General features: G+C 59.8%; 22 protein-coding genes. 13 read left to right on the top strand and 9 right to left on the bottom strand.

Annotation, left to right across the window (positions count from 1 at the left end; genetic code table 11):
* The first annotated feature begins 34 nt into the window (after positions 1 to 34).
* Positions 35 to 517, top strand: coding sequence for a pantetheine-phosphate adenylyltransferase (gene coaD, locus ABD806_RS12515; protein WP_344958466.1), 483 nt, complete (start codon positions 35 to 37; stop codon positions 515 to 517).
* 16 nt (positions 518 to 533) lie between these two features.
* On the opposite strand, the gene mutM is transcribed toward coaD, so the two are convergent.
* The 4 genes from mutM to radC form a co-directional block, all read right to left on the bottom strand.
* Positions 534 to 1346: a bifunctional DNA-formamidopyrimidine glycosylase/DNA-(apurinic or apyrimidinic site) lyase gene (gene mutM, locus ABD806_RS12510; RefSeq protein WP_344958464.1), complete on the bottom strand. Its 813-nt coding sequence runs from the start codon at positions 1344 to 1346 to the stop codon at positions 534 to 536.
* An 82-nt stretch (positions 1347 to 1428) separates the two neighbouring features.
* Positions 1429 to 1596 carry a 50S ribosomal protein L33 gene (gene rpmG, locus ABD806_RS12505; RefSeq protein ID WP_071472289.1) on the bottom strand — a complete coding sequence of 56 codons (168 nt, stop codon included), beginning with the start codon at positions 1594 to 1596 and terminating at the stop codon, positions 1429 to 1431.
* An 11-nt stretch (positions 1597 to 1607) separates the two neighbouring features.
* The gene (gene rpmB / locus ABD806_RS12500; protein ID WP_014291125.1) at positions 1608 to 1844 is read right to left on the bottom strand and encodes a 50S ribosomal protein L28; all 237 of its coding nucleotides are present in this window, start codon (positions 1842 to 1844) and stop codon (positions 1608 to 1610) included.
* A 131-nt stretch (positions 1845 to 1975) separates the two neighbouring features.
* The gene (gene radC / locus ABD806_RS12495) at positions 1976 to 2650 is read right to left on the bottom strand and encodes a RadC family protein (protein ID WP_344958452.1); all 675 of its coding nucleotides are present in this window, start codon (positions 2648 to 2650) and stop codon (positions 1976 to 1978) included.
* Between the two features lie 144 nt (positions 2651 to 2794).
* Here radC and coaBC point away from each other — a divergent pair, with 144 nt between their 5' ends.
* The 4 genes from coaBC to mscS all read left to right on the top strand — a co-directional run bounded on the left by coaBC (position 2795) and on the right by mscS (position 6027).
* Positions 2795 to 4000: a bifunctional phosphopantothenoylcysteine decarboxylase/phosphopantothenate--cysteine ligase CoaBC gene (gene coaBC, locus ABD806_RS12490; RefSeq protein WP_344958450.1), complete on the top strand. Its 1206-nt coding sequence runs from the start codon at positions 2795 to 2797 to the stop codon at positions 3998 to 4000.
* Positions 3984 to 4442 (top strand): dUTP diphosphatase, encoded by a 459-nt coding sequence (gene dut / locus ABD806_RS12485; protein WP_344958888.1) that lies wholly within the window; start codon positions 3984 to 3986, stop codon positions 4440 to 4442. The genes coaBC and dut overlap by 17 nt, the downstream gene beginning before the upstream one ends.
* A gap of 16 nt (positions 4443 to 4458) precedes the next feature.
* Complete coding sequence (slmA, locus tag ABD806_RS12480; RefSeq protein WP_344958886.1) at positions 4459 to 5055, top strand: nucleoid occlusion factor SlmA; 597 nt, start codon at positions 4459 to 4461, stop codon at positions 5053 to 5055.
* Positions 5056 to 5163: 108 nt separating this feature from the next.
* Positions 5164 to 6027 carry a small-conductance mechanosensitive channel MscS gene (mscS, locus tag ABD806_RS12475; protein ID WP_344958884.1) on the top strand — a complete coding sequence of 288 codons (864 nt, stop codon included), beginning with the start codon at positions 5164 to 5166 and terminating at the stop codon, positions 6025 to 6027.
* A 118-nt stretch (positions 6028 to 6145) separates the two neighbouring features.
* Here mscS and pyrE read toward each other — a convergent pair whose 3' ends face one another.
* Together pyrE and rph are read right to left on the bottom strand one after the other, a co-directional pair.
* Positions 6146 to 6787 carry an orotate phosphoribosyltransferase gene (pyrE, locus tag ABD806_RS12470; RefSeq protein ID WP_344958448.1) on the bottom strand — a complete coding sequence of 214 codons (642 nt, stop codon included), beginning with the start codon at positions 6785 to 6787 and terminating at the stop codon, positions 6146 to 6148.
* Between the two features lie 200 nt (positions 6788 to 6987).
* Positions 6988 to 7698 carry a ribonuclease PH gene (gene rph / locus ABD806_RS12465; protein WP_344958446.1) on the bottom strand — a complete coding sequence of 237 codons (711 nt, stop codon included), beginning with the start codon at positions 7696 to 7698 and terminating at the stop codon, positions 6988 to 6990.
* A gap of 189 nt (positions 7699 to 7887) precedes the next feature.
* Between rph and ABD806_RS12460 the strand changes: the two genes are divergently transcribed.
* Together ABD806_RS12460 and ABD806_RS12455 are read left to right on the top strand one after the other, a co-directional pair.
* Positions 7888 to 8751: a YicC/YloC family endoribonuclease gene (locus ABD806_RS12460; RefSeq protein ID WP_344958444.1), complete on the top strand. Its 864-nt coding sequence runs from the start codon at positions 7888 to 7890 to the stop codon at positions 8749 to 8751.
* Between the two features lie 445 nt (positions 8752 to 9196).
* Complete coding sequence (locus ABD806_RS12455) at positions 9197 to 9799, top strand: helix-turn-helix domain-containing protein (RefSeq protein ID WP_344958442.1); 603 nt, start codon at positions 9197 to 9199, stop codon at positions 9797 to 9799.
* 15 nt (positions 9800 to 9814) lie between these two features.
* On the opposite strand, the gene ABD806_RS12450 is transcribed toward ABD806_RS12455, so the two are convergent.
* Positions 9815 to 10690: a multidrug transporter gene (locus tag ABD806_RS12450; RefSeq protein ID WP_344958440.1), complete on the bottom strand. Its 876-nt coding sequence runs from the start codon at positions 10688 to 10690 to the stop codon at positions 9815 to 9817.
* Between the two features lie 436 nt (positions 10691 to 11126).
* Here ABD806_RS12450 and gmk point away from each other — a divergent pair, with 436 nt between their 5' ends.
* From gmk to ABD806_RS12425, 5 genes are all read left to right on the top strand, one after another.
* The gene (gmk, locus tag ABD806_RS12445) at positions 11127 to 11756 is read left to right on the top strand and encodes a guanylate kinase (protein ID WP_344958438.1); all 630 of its coding nucleotides are present in this window, start codon (positions 11127 to 11129) and stop codon (positions 11754 to 11756) included.
* Between the two features lie 49 nt (positions 11757 to 11805).
* Entirely contained in the window at positions 11806 to 12081 is a 276-nt protein-coding gene (gene rpoZ / locus ABD806_RS12440; protein WP_116474799.1) for a DNA-directed RNA polymerase subunit omega, read from the top strand.
* Positions 12082 to 12174: 93 nt separating this feature from the next.
* Complete coding sequence (gene spoT, locus ABD806_RS12435) at positions 12175 to 14295, top strand: bifunctional GTP diphosphokinase/guanosine-3',5'-bis pyrophosphate 3'-pyrophosphohydrolase (protein ID WP_344958434.1); 2121 nt, start codon at positions 12175 to 12177, stop codon at positions 14293 to 14295.
* A 144-nt stretch (positions 14296 to 14439) separates the two neighbouring features.
* Positions 14440 to 15441: an alpha/beta fold hydrolase gene (locus ABD806_RS12430; RefSeq protein ID WP_344958432.1), complete on the top strand. Its 1002-nt coding sequence runs from the start codon at positions 14440 to 14442 to the stop codon at positions 15439 to 15441.
* 13 nt (positions 15442 to 15454) lie between these two features.
* The gene (locus tag ABD806_RS12425; RefSeq protein WP_344958431.1) at positions 15455 to 16249 is read left to right on the top strand and encodes a Cof-type HAD-IIB family hydrolase; all 795 of its coding nucleotides are present in this window, start codon (positions 15455 to 15457) and stop codon (positions 16247 to 16249) included.
* A gap of 55 nt (positions 16250 to 16304) precedes the next feature.
* Here the strand turns inward: ABD806_RS12425 and ABD806_RS12420 are convergent, their stop codons facing one another.
* Entirely contained in the window at positions 16305 to 16754 is a 450-nt protein-coding gene (locus ABD806_RS12420; protein ID WP_344958429.1) for an EVE domain-containing protein, read from the bottom strand.
* Between the two features lie 110 nt (positions 16755 to 16864).
* Here ABD806_RS12420 and ABD806_RS12415 point away from each other — a divergent pair, with 110 nt between their 5' ends.
* On the top strand, positions 16865 to 17065 hold the full coding sequence (locus tag ABD806_RS12415; protein ID WP_344958427.1) for a hypothetical protein: 201 nt from the start codon (positions 16865 to 16867) through the stop codon (positions 17063 to 17065).
* Between the two features lie 131 nt (positions 17066 to 17196).
* Here the strand turns inward: ABD806_RS12415 and ABD806_RS12410 are convergent, their stop codons facing one another.
* Positions 17197 to 17523, bottom strand: a complete 327-nt coding sequence (locus tag ABD806_RS12410) for a hypothetical protein (protein ID WP_344958425.1) — start codon at positions 17521 to 17523, stop codon at positions 17197 to 17199.
* Between the last annotated feature and the right edge of the window lie 23 nt (positions 17524 to 17546).

Genomic DNA, 17546 nt, shown 5'->3' with positions numbered 1-17546 from the left:
ATCCCCCTTTGCACTTTGACTAAGGACACAGGCTATGACCATAAGGGTGATCTATCCGGGTACCTTCGACCCCATTACCAATGGCCATCTGGATTTGATCGAGCGGGCGTCGCTGCTGTTTGACGAGGTAGTGGTCGGGGTGGCCTTCAGCCCCAGCAAGCGCCCGCTGTTCGAACTGGAAGAGCGGGTCGAGCTGGTCAAGGAGGTCACCGCCGCACTGGGTAACGTCACCGTAGTGGGGTTTTCCGGGCTGCTGGTCGATTTTGCCAAGAACCACCAGGCCAATGTGCTGATCCGTGGCCTGCGCGCCGTCTCCGACTTCGAGTACGAGTTTCAGCTGGCCAACATGAACCGCCGGCTGATGCCAACGCTTGAAAGCGTGTTTCTCACCCCGGCGGAAGAAAACTCCTTTATCTCTTCGACCCTGGTCAAGGAAGTGGCCATCCACGGCGGCAATATCGACCAGTTTGTACCCGCCGCCGTCGCCGAGGCGGTGGCTAACAAACTCCGTCCCTGACCTTCGGAGAGACAGCCTAGCGCTGGCAGCGTTGGCAAAATACCGTGCTGCGGCCGTTCATGCGGATCTCCCGCAGGGGCGCGCCGCAGTGGGCACAGGGCTGTTCGGTACGGCCATACACCTGCAGTTCCTGAACAAAATAGCCGGGCTTGCCGTCACTGCCGGTAAAATCGCGCAAGGTGGTACCCCCCTGCTCGATGGCCCGGGCCAGCACCGTTTTAATCTCCTCCGCCAGTTTCCGGTAGCGCGTCAGGCCGATCCGACCCGCCTCCCTCTGGGGGTGGATACCGGCGGCAAACAGCGATTCATTGGCATAGATATTGCCTACCCCCACCACCACATGGTTGTCCATGATGAACTGTTTCACCGCCACTTTCCGTCCCCGGCTGCGTTGATAGAGCCAGTCACCGCTAAAGTCGTCGGTCAAGGGCTCGGGGCCCTGCTTCACCAGCAAGGGATGCTGCTCGACCGGCTCCCGGGTCCATAGCAGGGCACCGAAGCGCCGGGGATCGTTGAGCCGCAGCAGCTTGCCGTTGGCCAGTTCGATATCCACATGATCATGCTTGCCCGCCGGTGTGCCATGGGGCAGCACCCGCAGGCTGCCGGACATGCCCAGATGCAGGATGGCCGTGCCCCAGTCGGTGTCCAGCAACAGGTATTTGGCCCGGCGGCGCACGGCGGTGATGGTCAACCCCACCAGCTGCTGGATCTCGGCCGGCACCGGCCAGCGCAGGCTGGCATTGCGCACCACCACCCGCATCACCGATTCCCCCAGTACAAAGGGGGTGATCCCCTGGCGACTGACTTCCACCTCTGGTAATTCCGGCATCTGTTGCTCCTCAGATCTGTCTGACGGCAGTATACCCATAAAAAAACCCGGCCGGGGCCGGGTTTTTTGAGAAGGCAAAATCTTATTTGATTTTGCCTTCTTTGTAGATCACATGCTGACGAACCACGGGATCAAACTTTTTGATCTCCATTTTTTCAGGCATGTTACGCTTGTTCTTGGTCGTGGTGTAGAAGTGACCAGTACCAGCGCTGGAGTTCAGGCGGATCTTCTCGCGAATACCTTTAGCCATGGGTTATCTCCTTAGACCTTTTCGCCACGGGCACGCAGGTCAGCCAGGACACTGTCGATACCTTTTTTGTCGATAATACGCATACCCTTGGTGGTGATGCGCAGTTTTACAAAACGCTTTTCGCTTTCAACCCAGAAACGGTGGGTTTGCAGGTTAGGCAGGAAGCGACGCTTGGTGGCGTTGTTCGCGTGAGAGCGGTTGTTACCAACAGCTGGCCGCTTACCAGTTACTTGGCATACTTTAGACATGTCAGTCTTCTCCAAAACTTACTTTTGCTCGAGCAATTAATCACCCCGTTGGCCGTCTATCGGGGCAAAATAAGGCGGCAATTTATACAGCATACTGAGCTCGAGATCAACAAAAAGCCAAGCGCCCGGCACTAAAGCCAGCCACGCTCGGCAAAAGATACGGTTTCACCATCACCAACCACCAGATGATCCAACACCCGGATATCCAGTAGCCCCAGAGCGGACTGAATACGTTCGGTGATCATGCGATCCGCCCGGCTGGGCTCGGCCACTCCGGATGGATGATTATGCACCAAAATCACCGCCGCGACACTCAATTTGAGCGCTAAAGCAACGATTTCCCGTGGATAGACGGCGGCGGCATCCAGAGTGCCATAAAACAATTCGTGAAATTTAATCACCCTGTGCTGGTTGTCCAGCAGCAGCAGGGCAAACACTTCCCGCGGCTGATCCCTGAGCTGTGCCTGCAAATACTGCCGGGTCAACTGCGGGCTGGTGAGGGCGTGGGTCCGCACCAGCCTCTCATCCAGGAAGCGACGCATCAGCTCCAGGCTGGCCTGCAGCTGCACAAATTTGGCGGGCCCAAGACCGGGGCCCTGACAAAACTGCTGCTGATCCGCCTGCAGCAACTGGCGCAGCGAACCAAACTCTGTCAGCAGGGTCCGGGCCAGAGTCACCGCATCCATGCCCTTGGCACCGGTACGCAGGAAAATCGCCAGCAGCTCGGCATCAGACAAACTGCCCGGCCCGCGGCTGAGCAGTTTTTCCCGAGGCTGCTCTCCCTCGGGCCAATCCTTTATGCTCATTCTTTCTCTCCCATGCCGTCTGTTCAAGACTAGCCGACTCGCCGCCGAATGCCCTGCCAAACGACGGCAATACCCGGGTAAGTGACCTGACCTCCCTCCCCGGTTGTGATATCTTTGGCGCCATTCAGCGAGGGGGAGCGGAACATGTCGTTAACAGGCAAACGCATTCTGATTGGATTGAGCGGCGGCATTGCCGCCTACAAGAGCGCGGATCTGGTGCGCCGCCTAAAGGAACGGGGCGCCCTGGTACGGGTGGTGATGACCGAATCGGCCAAGGCCTTTATCACCCCGCTGACGCTGCAGGCGGTGTCGGGTGAACCGGTGTCTGATGCCCTGCTGGATCCGGCCGCCGAAGCCGGCATGGGCCATATCGAGCTGGCCAAGTGGGCCGATCTGGTGCTAATCGCCCCGACCAGCGCCAACACCATAGCGCGCCTGAGCGCCGGGCTGGCCGATGACCTGCTCACCACCCTCTGCCTGGCGACCCCGGCGCCGCTGGCGATCGCGCCGGCAATGAATCAGCAGATGTATCGCCATCAAGCCACCCAGGCCAACCTGGCCAGCCTCGCCGGCCGCGGCACCCTGATCTGGGGCCCAGGCCAGGGCAGCCAAGCCTGTGGCGACGTGGGTCCGGGACGCATGTTGGAGCCGTTGGAGCTGGTCAGCCTGGTTGAGCAACAGTTTCAGCCCGAGGCCACGCCGCTGGCCGGGATCAGGCTGATGCTCACCGCCGGTCCCACCCGCGAGCCGCTGGATCCGGTGCGCTTTATCTCCAACCACAGCTCGGGCAAGATGGGCTTTGCCCTGGCCCGCGCCGCCGTGGCGCTTGGCGCCGAGGTGACCCTGGTCAGCGGCCCGGTCTCGCTGGCAACCCCGGATGGGGTGCAACGGATCGATGTGGAAAGTGCCGCACAGATGCACGCCGCGGTGATGGCCGGCATCGACCGGCAGCAAATTTTTATCGCCTGTGCCGCCGTGGCCGATTATCGGCCGAAGCTGGTGGCGAGCCAAAAAATCAAGAAGAGCAGTGATACCATGGTCATCGAACTGACCAAGAATCCGGATATCGTCGCCGATGTCGCCGCCTTGCCGAACAAACCCTTTACCGTCGGGTTTGCGGCGGAAACCCGGGATGTGGAAAAATACGCCCGGGACAAGCTCAGCCGCAAGGGGCTGGATATGATCGCCGCCAACGACGTCGCCAAGGCGGGACAAGGCTTTAACGCCGATGACAATGCCCTGACCCTGTTCTGGCCCGAGGGGCAGATCGAATTACCACTGGCCGGCAAAACCGAGCTGGCCAGAAGCCTTATCACTTTAATTGCAGACAAATATCATGAAACCCATTGAGCTGAAGATTCTCGACCCCCGGGTCGGCACCGACTTTCCCCTGCCCGCCTACGCCACCCCCGGCTCGGCAGGCCTGGATCTGCGCGCCTGCCTGGATGCCCCCCTGAGCCTGGCGCCCGGTGAAACCCAGTTGCTACCCACCGGCCTATCCATGCATATCAAGGATCCGGGGCTGTGCGCCACCATACTGCCCCGCTCCGGCCTGGGTCACAAACACGGCATCGTGTTGGGTAATCTGGTGGGTCTGATTGACTCTGACTACCAGGGTCAGTTAATGGTATCCTGCTGGAACCGAGGACAGGACAGCTTTACCATACAGCCGGGCGAACGGATTGCCCAGCTGGTGATCTTGCCCGTGGTTCAGGCCCAATTCACCCTAGTGGATGAATTTGATGCCAGCGAACGAGGAGAAGGCGGCTTCGGATCATCCGGCCGCCACTGAACAGTCGAGTGCGACCATGGCCAATACCCAGAATAAAAAAAATCGTCGTGAACAAATCCTGCAGGCCCTGGCCCACATGCTGGAGACCAGCCCGGGACAGCGCATCACTACCGCCAAGCTGGCCAGCGCCGTCGGCGTGTCGGAGGCGGCGCTCTATCGCCACTTCCCCAGCAAGGCGAAGATGTTTGAAGGACTGATTGATTTTATTGAGGAAACCCTGTTTTCACGGGTCAACCTGATCCTGCAGGAAGAAAAGGACTGCTCCCTGCGACTGCGCTATATCATCCAGCTGCTGCTCGGTTTTGCCGAGCGCAATCCGGGCATCACCCGCCTGCTCAACGGTGATGCCCTGCAGGGCGAGCACGAACGCCTGCTGGCACGCATCAACCAGCTGTTCGAGCGGCTGGAAACCCAGCTCAAACAGGTGATGCGGGAACGCCGGTTGCGCGAGGGCGAGGGACTGCACGAAGATGAAACCGTGCTGGCCAACCTGCTGCTGACCTATGTGGAAGGCCGCATCAACCAGTATGTGCGCAGCCAATTCAAACGCAAACCCAGCCAACATTTTGACAGCCACTGGCCGCTGCTGCACCAGCAACTGGCCCTGGCGTGACTCCCGGGCGGGCTCTCCATGTCTTGCTCAAGATGGAAACGGCAAGCCCGGTACCTTGTTAGCACAAATAACAACTAAAGAGGCACGAGTGATATGGAAACAGAACTGTTGAACACCGACGTCATTAACAATATGCAGAGCTGGATAGTCAATAATCAAGGCCTATTGATCGAGTATGCGGTCAATATCACCGCCGCCCTGCTCACCCTGATTATCGGTTTTATGGTGGCCAAGATGCTGACCGGCGGCCTCAACCGCCTGTTGAGACGCAAGATCGACAGCACCATCGCCGACTTTATCACCAGCCTGATCAAATACGTCATTCTCGCCTTTGTGATCATCGCCGCCCTCGGCCGGGTGGGGGTGCAAACCGCCTCCTTCGTGGCCGTGGTCGGTGCCGCCGGCTTGGCCATCGGCCTGGCGCTGCAGGGTTCCCTGTCCAACTTTGCCGCCGGTATACTGTTGATCGCCTTCCGCCCCTTCAAGGCCGGTGACTACATCGAGGCCGCCGGCACCGCCGGCACCGTCAACTCGGTGCAGATCTTCACCACTGTGCTGATGACCCCCGACAACCGCATGATAGTGGTGCCCAACTCCAATGTGCTGAACGGCAACATCATCAACTATTCCAAGGAAAAGACCCGTCGCATCGACTTGGTGATCGGCGTCTCCTACAGCGCCGACCTGAAAAAGACCAAGGAAGTGCTGACCCGCATCATCAACGAGGACAACCGCATCCTCAAGGAACCCGAGTGCCGCATCGCGGTGGGCGAGCTGGGCGCCTCCTCGGTCGATTTTGTGTTGCGCCCCTGGGTGCAGGCCGACGATTATTGGAACACCCGCTTTGACCTGCTGGAAAGGATCAAGAACGAGCTGGACGCCAACGGCATCGGCATTCCATTCCCGCAGATGGATGTCCACCTATTCAAAAAAGAAGCAGACGGCCAGCTGCGGCGACAAGACGTCGCCTGAGCCCACCCGGCACAAACAAAAGCCGCATGACGATGCGGCTTTTTTTTATGGGCGCTAAGGGGTTGGCATCCTTAGCGAGGAACAGGATCCGGCAAGCTCCCAGCTGATACCTGGAGTATTAAATACCGTATTGTTCCCGGTATTGGCGCACCCGCTCCAGGTGTTCCGCCATTTCGGGCTGCTCGCCCAGATACTCGATCAACTCGGCCAGGGTGATGATGGCGATCACCTGGGCCTGATAGTCCCGCTCCACTTCCTGAATGGCCGACAGCTCGCCTTTGCCTTTTTCCTGGCGATCGAGGGCAATTAATACCCCGGCAAGCTCCGCGCCGTTAGCCTGGATGATATCCATCGACTCGCGAATGGCGGTGCCGGCGGTGATAACATCGTCCACCAGCATGATGCGACCTTTCAGCGGGCTGCCCACCAGGTTGCCGCCCTCGCCGTGATCCTTGGCCTCCTTGCGGTTGAAGCAGTAAGGCACGTCCTGATCATGCACTTCCGCCAGCTGCACTGCGGCGGCGCTGGCGATGGGAATGCCCTTGTAGGCCGGCCCGAACAGCACATCGTACCGGATGCCCGCATCGACCAGGGCGGCGGCATAGAAGCGGCCCAGGCGGGCCAGATCCCGGCCGCTGTTGAACAGCCCGGCATTGAAGAAATAAGGACTCTTGCGCCCGGACTTAAGGGTGAATTCGCCAAATTTCAGCACCTGTTTGGCCATGGCAAATTCGATAAAATCACGCTGGTAGGCTTTCATTACTTGTTCTGCTCCAAATGATGTTCGGTTTGGAATATATCGGTCGCCACCGTGCAAGGCAGCGTTAACTTAAAAAAACGGCTCCGAATAAGGAGTTAGCGGGATAAGGCAACCCCACGCCAACACGCAGCAAGTACATCCTTGTATGCTCAACGACGGCATCCCTTTTACCGCTCACTAATCCACAATCGTTTCGGTATTCAAATCGCCTGGCGCTGGTGTGCCACCAGCTCGTCGATGCCCTTGCGGGCCAGGGCCAGCATCTCCAGCAGCTGCTCATGGCTGAAGGGTTCGCCTTCGGCGGTGCCCTGCACCTCGATCATCCTGCCTTCGGCGGTCATCACCACGTTCATGTCGGTTTCGGCGGCCGCGTCTTCCACATACTCCAGATCCGAAACCGCCTGGCCATCGACGATGCCCACGGAAATCGCGGCTACCAGGGTCTTGAGCGGGCTGGCGGCGATCATGCCTTTTTGCTGCATCCAGGTCAGCGCATGGGCCAGAGCCACACAGGCGCCGGTGATGGAGGCGGTGCGGGTGCCGCCGTCGGCCTGGATCACATCACAGTCAACGGTAATGGTATGTTCGCCCAACGCCTTGAGGTCGACCGCCGCCCGCAGCGAGCGGGCGATCAGCCGCTGAATTTCCATGGTGCGGCCGCCCTGCTTGCCCTTAGCCGCCTCGCGATGCATGCGGCTGTGAGTCGAGCGCGGCAACATGCCGTATTCCGCAGTCACCCAGCCCTGACCCTTGCCTTTCAAGAAGCGGGGCACCCCGGTTTCCACAGTCGCGGTACAGAGCACCTTGGTATGGCCGAACTCCACCAGCACAGCCCCTTCGGCATGGCGGGTGTAATTGGGGGTAATGGTTACCGGCCTGATTTCGTCGGCCGCTCGTCCGCTTGCGCGCATAGGGGTACTCCAGTCATTTGGGATTCAAAGGGAACAGATTGTTCGGCGTAGGGCCTTTTGTTGCACCCTTTAAGAAATATCGCGGTCTATTATAGGGAAAGCGGCGCACCATTGCAGCCGGCAAGCATTGGCGCAAGCAGATGGCCTGTGTCAAACTGACCCCATTAAGAGCAACATGATGAGAACAGCATGATCCACAGCATGACCGCCTATGCCCGGCAGGAATTCAAACAAGACTGGGGCACGGCCGTATGGGAAATCCGTTCGGTCAACCAGCGCTACCTGGAAACCTATACCCGGCTGCCCGAGCAGTTCCGGGGCTTGGAGCCCCTGGTACGGGAAAAACTGCGCGCCCGCCTGCAGCGGGGCAAGGTGGAATGCGGCCTGCGTTTTGAGTCCAACCTGGCCAACCAGGGCCAGCTGCAGATGAACAAATCGCTGGCAGAGCAGTTGATCGAAGGCGCCACCTGGGTGATGGAAAAAGCCGGCCACGGCAGCCTGAACCCGGTAGATATCCTGCGCTGGCCCGGGGTGATGGAAGCCCAGGCCCAGGATATGGATGCCCTCAGCAACCAGCTGATGACCTGCCTGGACAAGGTGATCGATGATTTCCTCGCCGCCCGGGCCAGCGAAGGTGACAAGCTGAAAGAGCTGATCGAGCAACGCCTCACCGGCATCGAACAGGAAGTCGCCAAGGTCAAGACCCAGATGCCCGCCATCATGGTCTGGCAGCGTCAGCGACTGCTGGATCGCTTCGAAGAGGCCAAAATCGAGCTGGATCCCCAGCGCCTGGAGCAAGAAATGGTGCTGCTGGCCCAGAAGGTGGACGTAGCCGAAGAACTGGACCGTCTGGTCACCCACATCGGCGAAACCCGCAAAATCCTCAAGAAAGGCGGAGCCTGTGGCCGGCGGCTGGACTTTATGATGCAGGAGTTCAACCGCGAGTCCAACACCCTGGGATCCAAGTCGATCAACACCGACATCACCGCCTCGGCGGTCGAGCTGAAAGTCTTGATTGAGCAGATGCGTGAGCAGATCCAGAACATAGAGTAATTCTTTACGCTGCCGGACCCTGTAGAAAAGCCCTGACTTTTCAATAATACAGTTCAGCCAAGCAGAATAAGGGGGCATCCTCCGCTCGCCAACTTGCAGAAAGATAAGGCCGCCGCGCTTTACGTCTGCCGCGAACAGCCACTAGACGTTCGGTCAGCCGTAAAGCCTGGCGCGGCGGTAAGCTACCTCTGGGGCCACGATGGCGTCACCGACCGCCATGGATGGTCGGCATGCCGGAATAACAGGAACATTTTCCGGCCATGATACCAACGGTCGATTCAATGGAAGCCCCCTTAACTGAACAGCCGTGCCGCTCGGCACCTCATTCCCTTTTCATGCCCACCACCTATTACAGGCTATTATGAAAAAAACCGGTGATTTTTCAAATACAGCGGGGTTCTGATATGCTTTCACACCATCAGCTATTGAAGAGCGAAGATTGATCATGGCAGAGCCCACTCACCCCAACAGCGGCACAACCGAGTCCGACGATCTGCGTATTGGCCGACAGATCCGCGATCTGCGCAAGGCCAAGCGCATTACCCTGGCAACCCTCGCCACACGGGTGAACAAGTCGGTCGGTTATCTGAGCCAGGTCGAGCGCGGCACCTCCTCGTTGCCGATCGGGGTATTGCAAACCATCAGCGAGGCCCTTGGGGTACGGGCCAGCTGGTTCTTCCAGACCGATGATGAGACGCCTGACGGTGAACTTCAATATATAGTACGTGCCGGAAACCGCCGCTCCATGACCTTTTCCGGCATCGGTGTCCGTGAAGAGCTGTTGTCGCCACGGCTCAGTGGCCAGCTGCTGTTGATCATGACCCGCCTGGCCCCAGGGGCCAGCGGCGGTAAAGAGCACCGACAGCGCAAGGGCGAAGAAGCCGGCTATGTTGAAGCCGGTCAGCTGGAGCTGAAAATAGGCCAGCAGACCTTTTTGCTCGAAGCCGGTGACAGCTTTTCGATCGCCGGCGATGAGCCCCATCTAATTTATAATCCCGGCCAGACCGAGACCCGGGTGGTCTGGGTGATGAAAGGCACCGATTACTGACACCCGCCGATAGGCTCAGGACCACATCACGCACAGGGCGGCGATCACGATCAGCGCCAGGCCGAGCTGATCGTTGCGCGCCAGCACTTCCTTGAAGAAGAACGCCGAGATCAGCAGGGTGAACAGCACTTCCACCTGACCCAGGGTCTTCACCATGGCCACCGTTTCCAGGCTCATGGCGGTGAACCAGCCGATCGAGCCCAGGCAGCTGCAACCGCTGATCAGCAGGGTGAGTCTGGGCCGGGCCAGCAAGGCGCGCAGGGTGACCCGGTCTTTCAGCCAGAGCCAGCCGGTCAGCAGCAAGGTTTGCAGGGAGATCACCAGCAGCAGTACCCAGCCGGCGCCGTAGGGAACCGGCAGCCCCAGTTCCAGGCTGGCCTCCCTGACCCACAGCGAGGTCAGCGCAAACGCCAGGCCACTGCCCAGGCCCAGCGCCAGAGTTTGCCAGGAAAGACCGCGCACCTTTGTTACCCCGCTGAGCAGAAACACCGCCACCCCGCCCAACAGCACACCCAGCCAGCCCAGGGGAGTAAGGGGTGCGGCGAAAAACACCACCCCCAGGGCGGCGGCCAGGATGGCCTCGCTCTTGGCCAGCCCCACGCCGATGGCGAAATTCTTTAGCTGAAACAGCTTGACCATCAGGTTGGTGGCCAGGATCTGAGCCAGGGCGGCAGCCAGGATATAGCCGCCGAACACCGGCGAGAAACGGGGCAGTTCGGTCGGTTGCCACTGGTACAGGCCCCACAGATAGACACCGGCCAGCGGCCCGGCCCAGATAAAGCGCGCCAGCGTCACCCCGGTGGATTTCACCTCTTTACTCAGTTGTTTTTGAAAGGCATTGCGCCATGCCTGCATAAAAGCGGCCATCAGGGTAAAGGGGATCCAGAGCATAATCAGGCCTTAACGCCGGCAATCGGCAGGGTAGATGAGACAAGCGTCGGTCAGGGGGCGGCTGGCGGTACCCCTGTGTCCGGCGGAGCATAACGGTCCGCCCGAACAGGGTCAATACGCCCCCTCAACCCCGCCGGAGTCGGGCCTCGCCGACAAGCTATGCCACCAGACACACTAACCATTCGCTCGAACACCCGCTAACAGCTCGGTTTTAACGAATTATTATACCGGTATAAACTGATAGAGCCGAATATGGCGGGTCACCATAATGCAGATTGCGTGGAGGGCACTTCCACAGCAAGCTATAGTTACTTTTATATGGTCGTTGTCTCTACAGCGGCCATTTTTTTATCTACCGTCTTCTGGTAAGCTTTGCCGCCCCTGGTTCCAGCCGCCACACCCGGTGCTGGTAAAATACATCCTACGGGCAAGACATATGGCGCATAGCGGTACCCTGTTTATCATTTCTTCTCCCAGCGGCGCGGGCAAATCCAGCCTGATCAAGGCCCTGCTTGAACGGCACAACAGCGACAATAACCTGCAGGTGTCGGTGTCCCATACCACCCGGGCCATGCGTCCCGGCGAGGTGGACGGCGAACATTATCATTTTGTCGATCAGGCCGAGTTCAAAGCCCTGATCGACAGCAAGGCCTTCTATGAGTGGGCCCAGGTGTTCGACAACTACTACGGCACCTCCCGCCGGTGGATAGAGCAGCTGCTGGCACAGGGAATAGACGTGCTGCTGGATATCGACTGGCAGGGCGCCCGCCAGATCCGCGCCCAGTCCCCCGGTGCCAAATCGATCTTTATCCTGCCGCCCAGCAGGGAAGAGCTGGAGCGCCGCCTTAATGCCCGCCAGCAGGACAGCGCCGAGGTGATCCAAGGTCGTATGGCCAAGGCGGTGTCGGAAATGTCGCACTACGACGAATACGACTACTTATTGGTGAATGATGACTTCGAGCATGCCCTGGGCCAGCTCAATGCCATCATCCACGCCGAACGGGCCAACACCGCCAAGCAGGCCGTCCGTTACCAGGGCTTGCTTTCCCGGCTACTGGCGGAATAAGCTAAGATCCATTAGAATTTTGCACCTTTTTTAATCATTGGAGTCCATTATGGCACGCGTTACTGTTGAAGATGCTGTAGAACAGGTAGGTAACCGTTTTGATCTGGTTTTGGTCGCCGCTCGTCGCGCCCGCCAACTGGCCACCCAGGGTAAAGACGCGCTGGTCGCCGAAGAGAATGACAAGCCGACCGTGATCGCCCTGCGCGAGATCGAAGAAGGCCTGGTTAATCATGCGGTTATGGATGTACAGGACCGCCAGGAACAACAGGAGCTGGAAGCGGCCGAACTCGCCGCCGTTGCCGCCATTGCCGAAGGCCGCGGCTAAGCATCTTCCGGCCCGTCCACCATGGCGGGCCAGCCCCTGACCTAGGTGGGGCCCTCTGTTATGTGCAAACGGCGTTGACTGTCGGGGTACCACTTGTATCTATTTGAATCACTCAAGGAGCTCGCCTCCAGCTACCTTCCCGCCGAACAGGTCGAGCAGCTCAAGGCCGCCTACATCCTGGCCCGGGACGCTCATCAGGGGCAGACCCGTTCCAGCGGCGAACCCTATATCACCCATCCGGTCGCCGTGGCCAGGATCCTGGGCGAGATGCACCTGGATCACGAAACCCTGATGGCGGCGCTGCTCCATGATGTGATCGAAGATACCCCCGTCACCAAAGAGATGCTGGCACAACAATTTGGCACGCCGGTGGCCGAGCTGGTCGAGGGCGTGTCCAAACTCGACAAGCTCAAGTTCCGCAACCGCAAGGAAGCCCAGACCGAAAACTTCCGCAAGATGGTGCTGGCCATGACCCAGGATATCCGCGTTATCCTGATCAAGCTGTCGGATCGCACCCATAACATGCGCACCCTGGGCGCACTGCGGCCGGACAAGCGCCGCCGGATCGCGCGGGAAACCCTGGAAATTTACGCCCCCATCGCCAACCGCCTGGGCATCCACAGCATCAAGAATGAGCTGGAGGAGCTGGGCCTGGAAGCCCTCTATCCCATGCGCACCCGGGTATTACGGGAATCGGTGCGCCGCGCCCGGGGCAACCGCCGGGAAATCATCCAGTCGATCAAGGAAGAGGTAAAGGGCCGGCTGGAAGACGCCCATATCGAGGCGCAGGTCAAAGGCCGGGAGAAGAACCTGTTCTCTATCTACAACAAGATGGTAAAAAAAGAACTGCAGTTCCACGAGGTGATGGATATCTATGCCTTCCGGGTGATCGTCAAGGACATAGATACCTGTTACCGGGTGCTGGGTCAGATGCACACCCTGTACAAGCCCAGGCCTGGGCGCTTCAAAGACTATATCGCCATCCCCAAGACCAACGGCTATCAGTCCCTGCACACCTCTCTGGTCGGCCCGCACGGGGTGCCGGTCGAGGTGCAGATCCGCACCGAATACATGGAACAGATGGCCGACAAGGGGGTAGCGGCGCACTGGGCCTACAAGCAGGACAACGAAAGCTCGGGCACCACCGCCCAGGTGCGCGCCCAGCGCTGGATGCAGAGCCTGCTGGAACTGCAGCAGAGTGCCGGCTCCTCCTTCGAGTTTATCGAAGGGGTGAAGACAGATCTGTTCCCCGACGAGATCTATGTGTTTACCCCGGAAGGCCGCATCCTGGAACTGCCCTCGGGCGCCACGCCGGTGGACTTTGCCTATGCGGTGCACACCGACATCGGCCATGCCTGCGTCGGGGCCCGGGTAGAGCGGCAACCCTTCCCCCTCAGCCAACCCCTGCACTCGGGACAGACGGTGGAGATCGTCACCGCCCCCGGTGCGCGCCCCAATGCGGCCTGGCTGAACTTTGTGGTGACCTCGCGCGCGCGCACCAAGATCCGCCAGTTCCTCAAGAACCTGCGCACCGAAGAATCCATCCTGCTGGGCAGGCGGCTGCTCAACCACGCCCTGGGCAACCAGAACCTGGAAGATATTCCGGCCGAACGTATAGAGAAGGTGCTGAAAGACACCAAGCACGGCTCGCTCAATAACCTGCTGGCCGATATCGGCCTGGGCAACGCCATGAGCCTGGTGGTGGCCCGCCGGCTACAAGGCAAGCTGGATGAAATGCCCCGCGCCGAGCGCCAGAAGACGGTGAAGAAGATGCCGATCCGCGGCGCCGACGACATGCTGCTCACCTTCGCCAATTGTTGTCGTCCCATTCCCGGCGATCCCATCGTCGCCCATATCAGCCCGGGCAAGGGCCTTGTGGTTCACCTGGAACCCTGCAAGAATATCCGTGGCTACGGCAAGGAGCCGGACAAATATCTGCCGGTGCAGTGGGACATGGAGCAGGATTTCGACTTCGAGTTCAAGACCGAGATCGGCATCGAAATCATCAACCATCAAGGAGCCCTGGCGGAGCTGGCCAACGTCATTGCCGCCACCGGTGCCAATATCCACAGTATCAGCACCGAGGAAAAAGACGGGCGTGTCTATGTGGTTGAGTTGTTGATCACCACCAAGAGCCGCATCCATCTGGCCAATATCATGCGCAAGATCCGGGTCACCCCCAACGTGCTCAAGGTGCACCGGCAACGGAACTAAGGCGGCGGCTTGAATAAGCCACGCCGTTTGCTATCCCTTGCGTTAACGGTACACTGCCAAGCATTGTTTTCCTGTTGACGGGTAAAAATACTCACCGGAGTCCTTATGCTTGGTCGCCTACTCTTAGTCGGGATCTGCCTGCTGATGAATCATGCCATTGCCTCGTCGCCGCGTTTTACCACCGAAGCCGAACTCGGCGAGCTCGGCCTGGGTGGCCTGCAGGCGTTCTGGCAAAATACCGCAGAGGAAGGCACCTTTACCAGCCAGGACGGCCTGGCGCTGCACTTCGCCAAGCTGGTCTCCCCCGCGCACGACAAGGCCATCATACTGGTCAATGGCCGCACCGAAAGCTACCTCAAGTACCAGGAACTGGCGCGGGATCTGTATCAAAACGGCTATAACCTCTACCTCTACGATCACCGGGGCCAGGGCCTGTCGCCGCGTCTGCTCGATGATCCCCTGATGGGCCATGTCGACAATTTTGATGACTATGTGCAGGATCTCGAGCAGTTCGTGCAGCAGCAGGTGCTCACCACCCCCCATGAACGCCTCTATCTGCTGGCCCATTCCATGGGTGGCACCATCTCCGCCCTCTGGCTAAGCGATACCCAGGTGCGCATCAATGCGGCCGCCCTGGCCTCGCCCATGATGGGTATCTATCTGGGCCCCCTGCCCGCCTGGCTGGCCAAGGGGTTGGTCAACGTCTTTCAGGGTGGATGCCGCCTGCTCGGCAAGCCGGCCTGCTATGTCCCGGGCCAGGGAGGCGGCTATGAGGCCCCCCCCTTCGCCGAGAACCAGCTGACCCACAGCGAGCCGCGCTATGAACTGTTTCGGAAACTATACCGGGACCAGGCCGGGCTGCAGCTGGGCGGCCCCAGCCTGCAATGGTTGGCGCAGAGTTTCACGGCGGGCGAACGGGCCATTGCGCGGGCCCACCGCATCGTGGCCCCGCTGCTGGTGCTGCAGGCCGGTGCCGATGTGGTCGTCGACAACAAGGCGCAAGACGCCTTCTGCAAGGCCCTCAAACATTGTGAAGGCCGCGGTCCCCGGCGGATCGGCCGCGCCGCCCATGAACTCTTTTTTGAGCGGGACCGCTACCGCCGGAAGGCACTGAATAAAGTGCTGGCGTTTTTTGACAGTAACTAACCTCAAGGACCCTATGCATCAGGTTGTTGTTTCCGATCTGGACGGTACCCTGCTCAACAGCCGCCATCAGATCTCGGCCCGCACCCGGGAAACCCTACATGAGCTGGTCGCCCGCGGCGTGGAGTTTGTCATCGCCACCGGCCGTCATCATGTGGATGTCCGCTCGATCCGTGACAACCTGGGGCTGAACGTCAGCCTGATCACCAGCAACGGTGCCATGGTGCACGATCCCGATGATCAGCTGATCTTCAACCAGACCATTCCCGCCGAGCTGGTGGATGAGCTGGTCGGCGGTTTCCGCCTGCCCGGGGTGCACCTGAATATGTTCCAGGGCGAGCACTGGCTGGTCGAGGAAGTCATGCCGGGCATGCTGGACTTCAGCCCCCAGTCCCGCTTTCGCTACCAGCTCACCGATCTGCTCCAAGCCCATAAGCAGGGGGTGGAAAAGGTATTCTATGTCGGCGATCACGAACGGCTGCTGCGCGTGGAAGAGCGGCTCATCAACCATTTCGGCGATCGACTCAACATCACCTTTTCCCTGCCCCAATGCCTGGAGGTGATGCACTGCGAGGTCAACAAGGGCTCGGCCGTCGCCTCGCTGATGGGCCTGCGGGAGACGGACATGGCCCGGGTGCTGGCCTTCGGCGACGGCATGAACGACGTTGAAATGCTGTCCCGGGCCGGCCGGGGGGTGGTGATGGCCAATGCCCATGCCCGCCTGCACCAGGCCCTGCCCCATCACGAGCGCGCCCTGAGCGCGGATGAAGACGGGGTGGCGCACTACCTGCAACGGGTATTCAGGCTCTGAGTGCGGGTTGCTCCTGGACGTCCAGGGAGCAGGTCCCATGGCTGAATACCGCCGTTTACTCCGCCATCGCTAAAATGCTCCGCCACTGCGCCGAACTCACCGGCATAACCGACAGCCGGCTGCCTTTTTTCACCAGCGCCAGCTCGGCCAGGGCCGGGTTGGCCTTCAGCTCGGCCAGGGACAGCAGCGGCAGGCGTCGCACAAAGGTCAGCTCGGCGGCGTACCAGATGGGCTTGTCCGGGCTGGACTTGGGATCAAAATAGCGGCTGTCCGGATCGAAGGCGAACGGATCGGCAAAGCCCGCCCGGGTCACCCGGCCGATGCCAGCTATGCCCACCCGCTTGCAACTGGAATGATAGATAAACACCTCATCTCCCTCCTTGACGCCATCGCGCAGGAAGTTACGTGCCTGGTAGTTGCGCACTCCTTCCCAGATAGTGTCTTTTTTCGCCAGATCATCGATCGAAAAGGTCTCGGGTTCGGTTTTAAATAACCAGTAGGCCATGAGGGCTCCTTGGGATTAACTCAACTTTTGTGATGATGCCTCTGGCGGCTTGCAGCGTCATGTGGCACTTTGAGTGCCGTTAATGGTGACCCCTCCCGGAGAAAAGCACAATGTTCAAATATATCGGGTTTTCGCTGTGGCTGTTGTTGGCCGGCTGCCAGGGAGCCCAGCAACCGGCGCCCGTCCCCGAGCCCGAACCGCAAGCCCCCATACCGGAGCCGGGCCCCCAGCCCTTTGAAAACGAGGTGATCAGCGTACCGGTCAGCCCGCTTACCGAAATCATCGACGACGCCTGGGAGAGCAGCAACTAGCCACGGGGAAATATATCGGGGTGGTGCCAGGCACCAGCCTGGATGGCGAAGTAAGCTGGCGCTCCTGATGCAGTTAAGCGCCCCGACACAACCTGCGCCCGGGAGCGCCAGGCCCTGGATACGGGCCGGGCTCAGTCGTCGGCGGTATCGCCTTTCGCCAGCCGGGAGCGCAATTTTTCTTCCCGGCGGCGATACCAGTGCGCCTTGAACGCCGTCCACCAGTCATGGGACAACTCGCCGCCATGGGCCTCGAGCAGGGCGATGACCCGATCCAGGGTCAGCACGGCGGCATCGTAGTCGATATCCAGCCAGTGCTTGCGCACCACCACCTTGGCGACCCCCGGCTCGGCACTAAACACCTCGGCCAGCAGCTCTATCTGCAACTGGTTCATATGATCCAGCTTTAAATGGCGCCGCACCAGGGCGTGTTCTTCCTGGCCCGGCTGTTCGGTATCCAATGCGCTCCCTCCTTTTGTGCTCA

Origin of the sequence: Zobellella aerophila (genome assembly GCF_039539325.1) — a bacterium.
In the GTDB taxonomy this organism is placed as follows: Bacteria; Pseudomonadota; Gammaproteobacteria; order Enterobacterales; family Aeromonadaceae; genus Oceanimonas; species Oceanimonas aerophila.
Note: the sequence above shows the minus strand (reverse complement) of the source record. Positions and strands in the feature narration are given on the sequence as shown.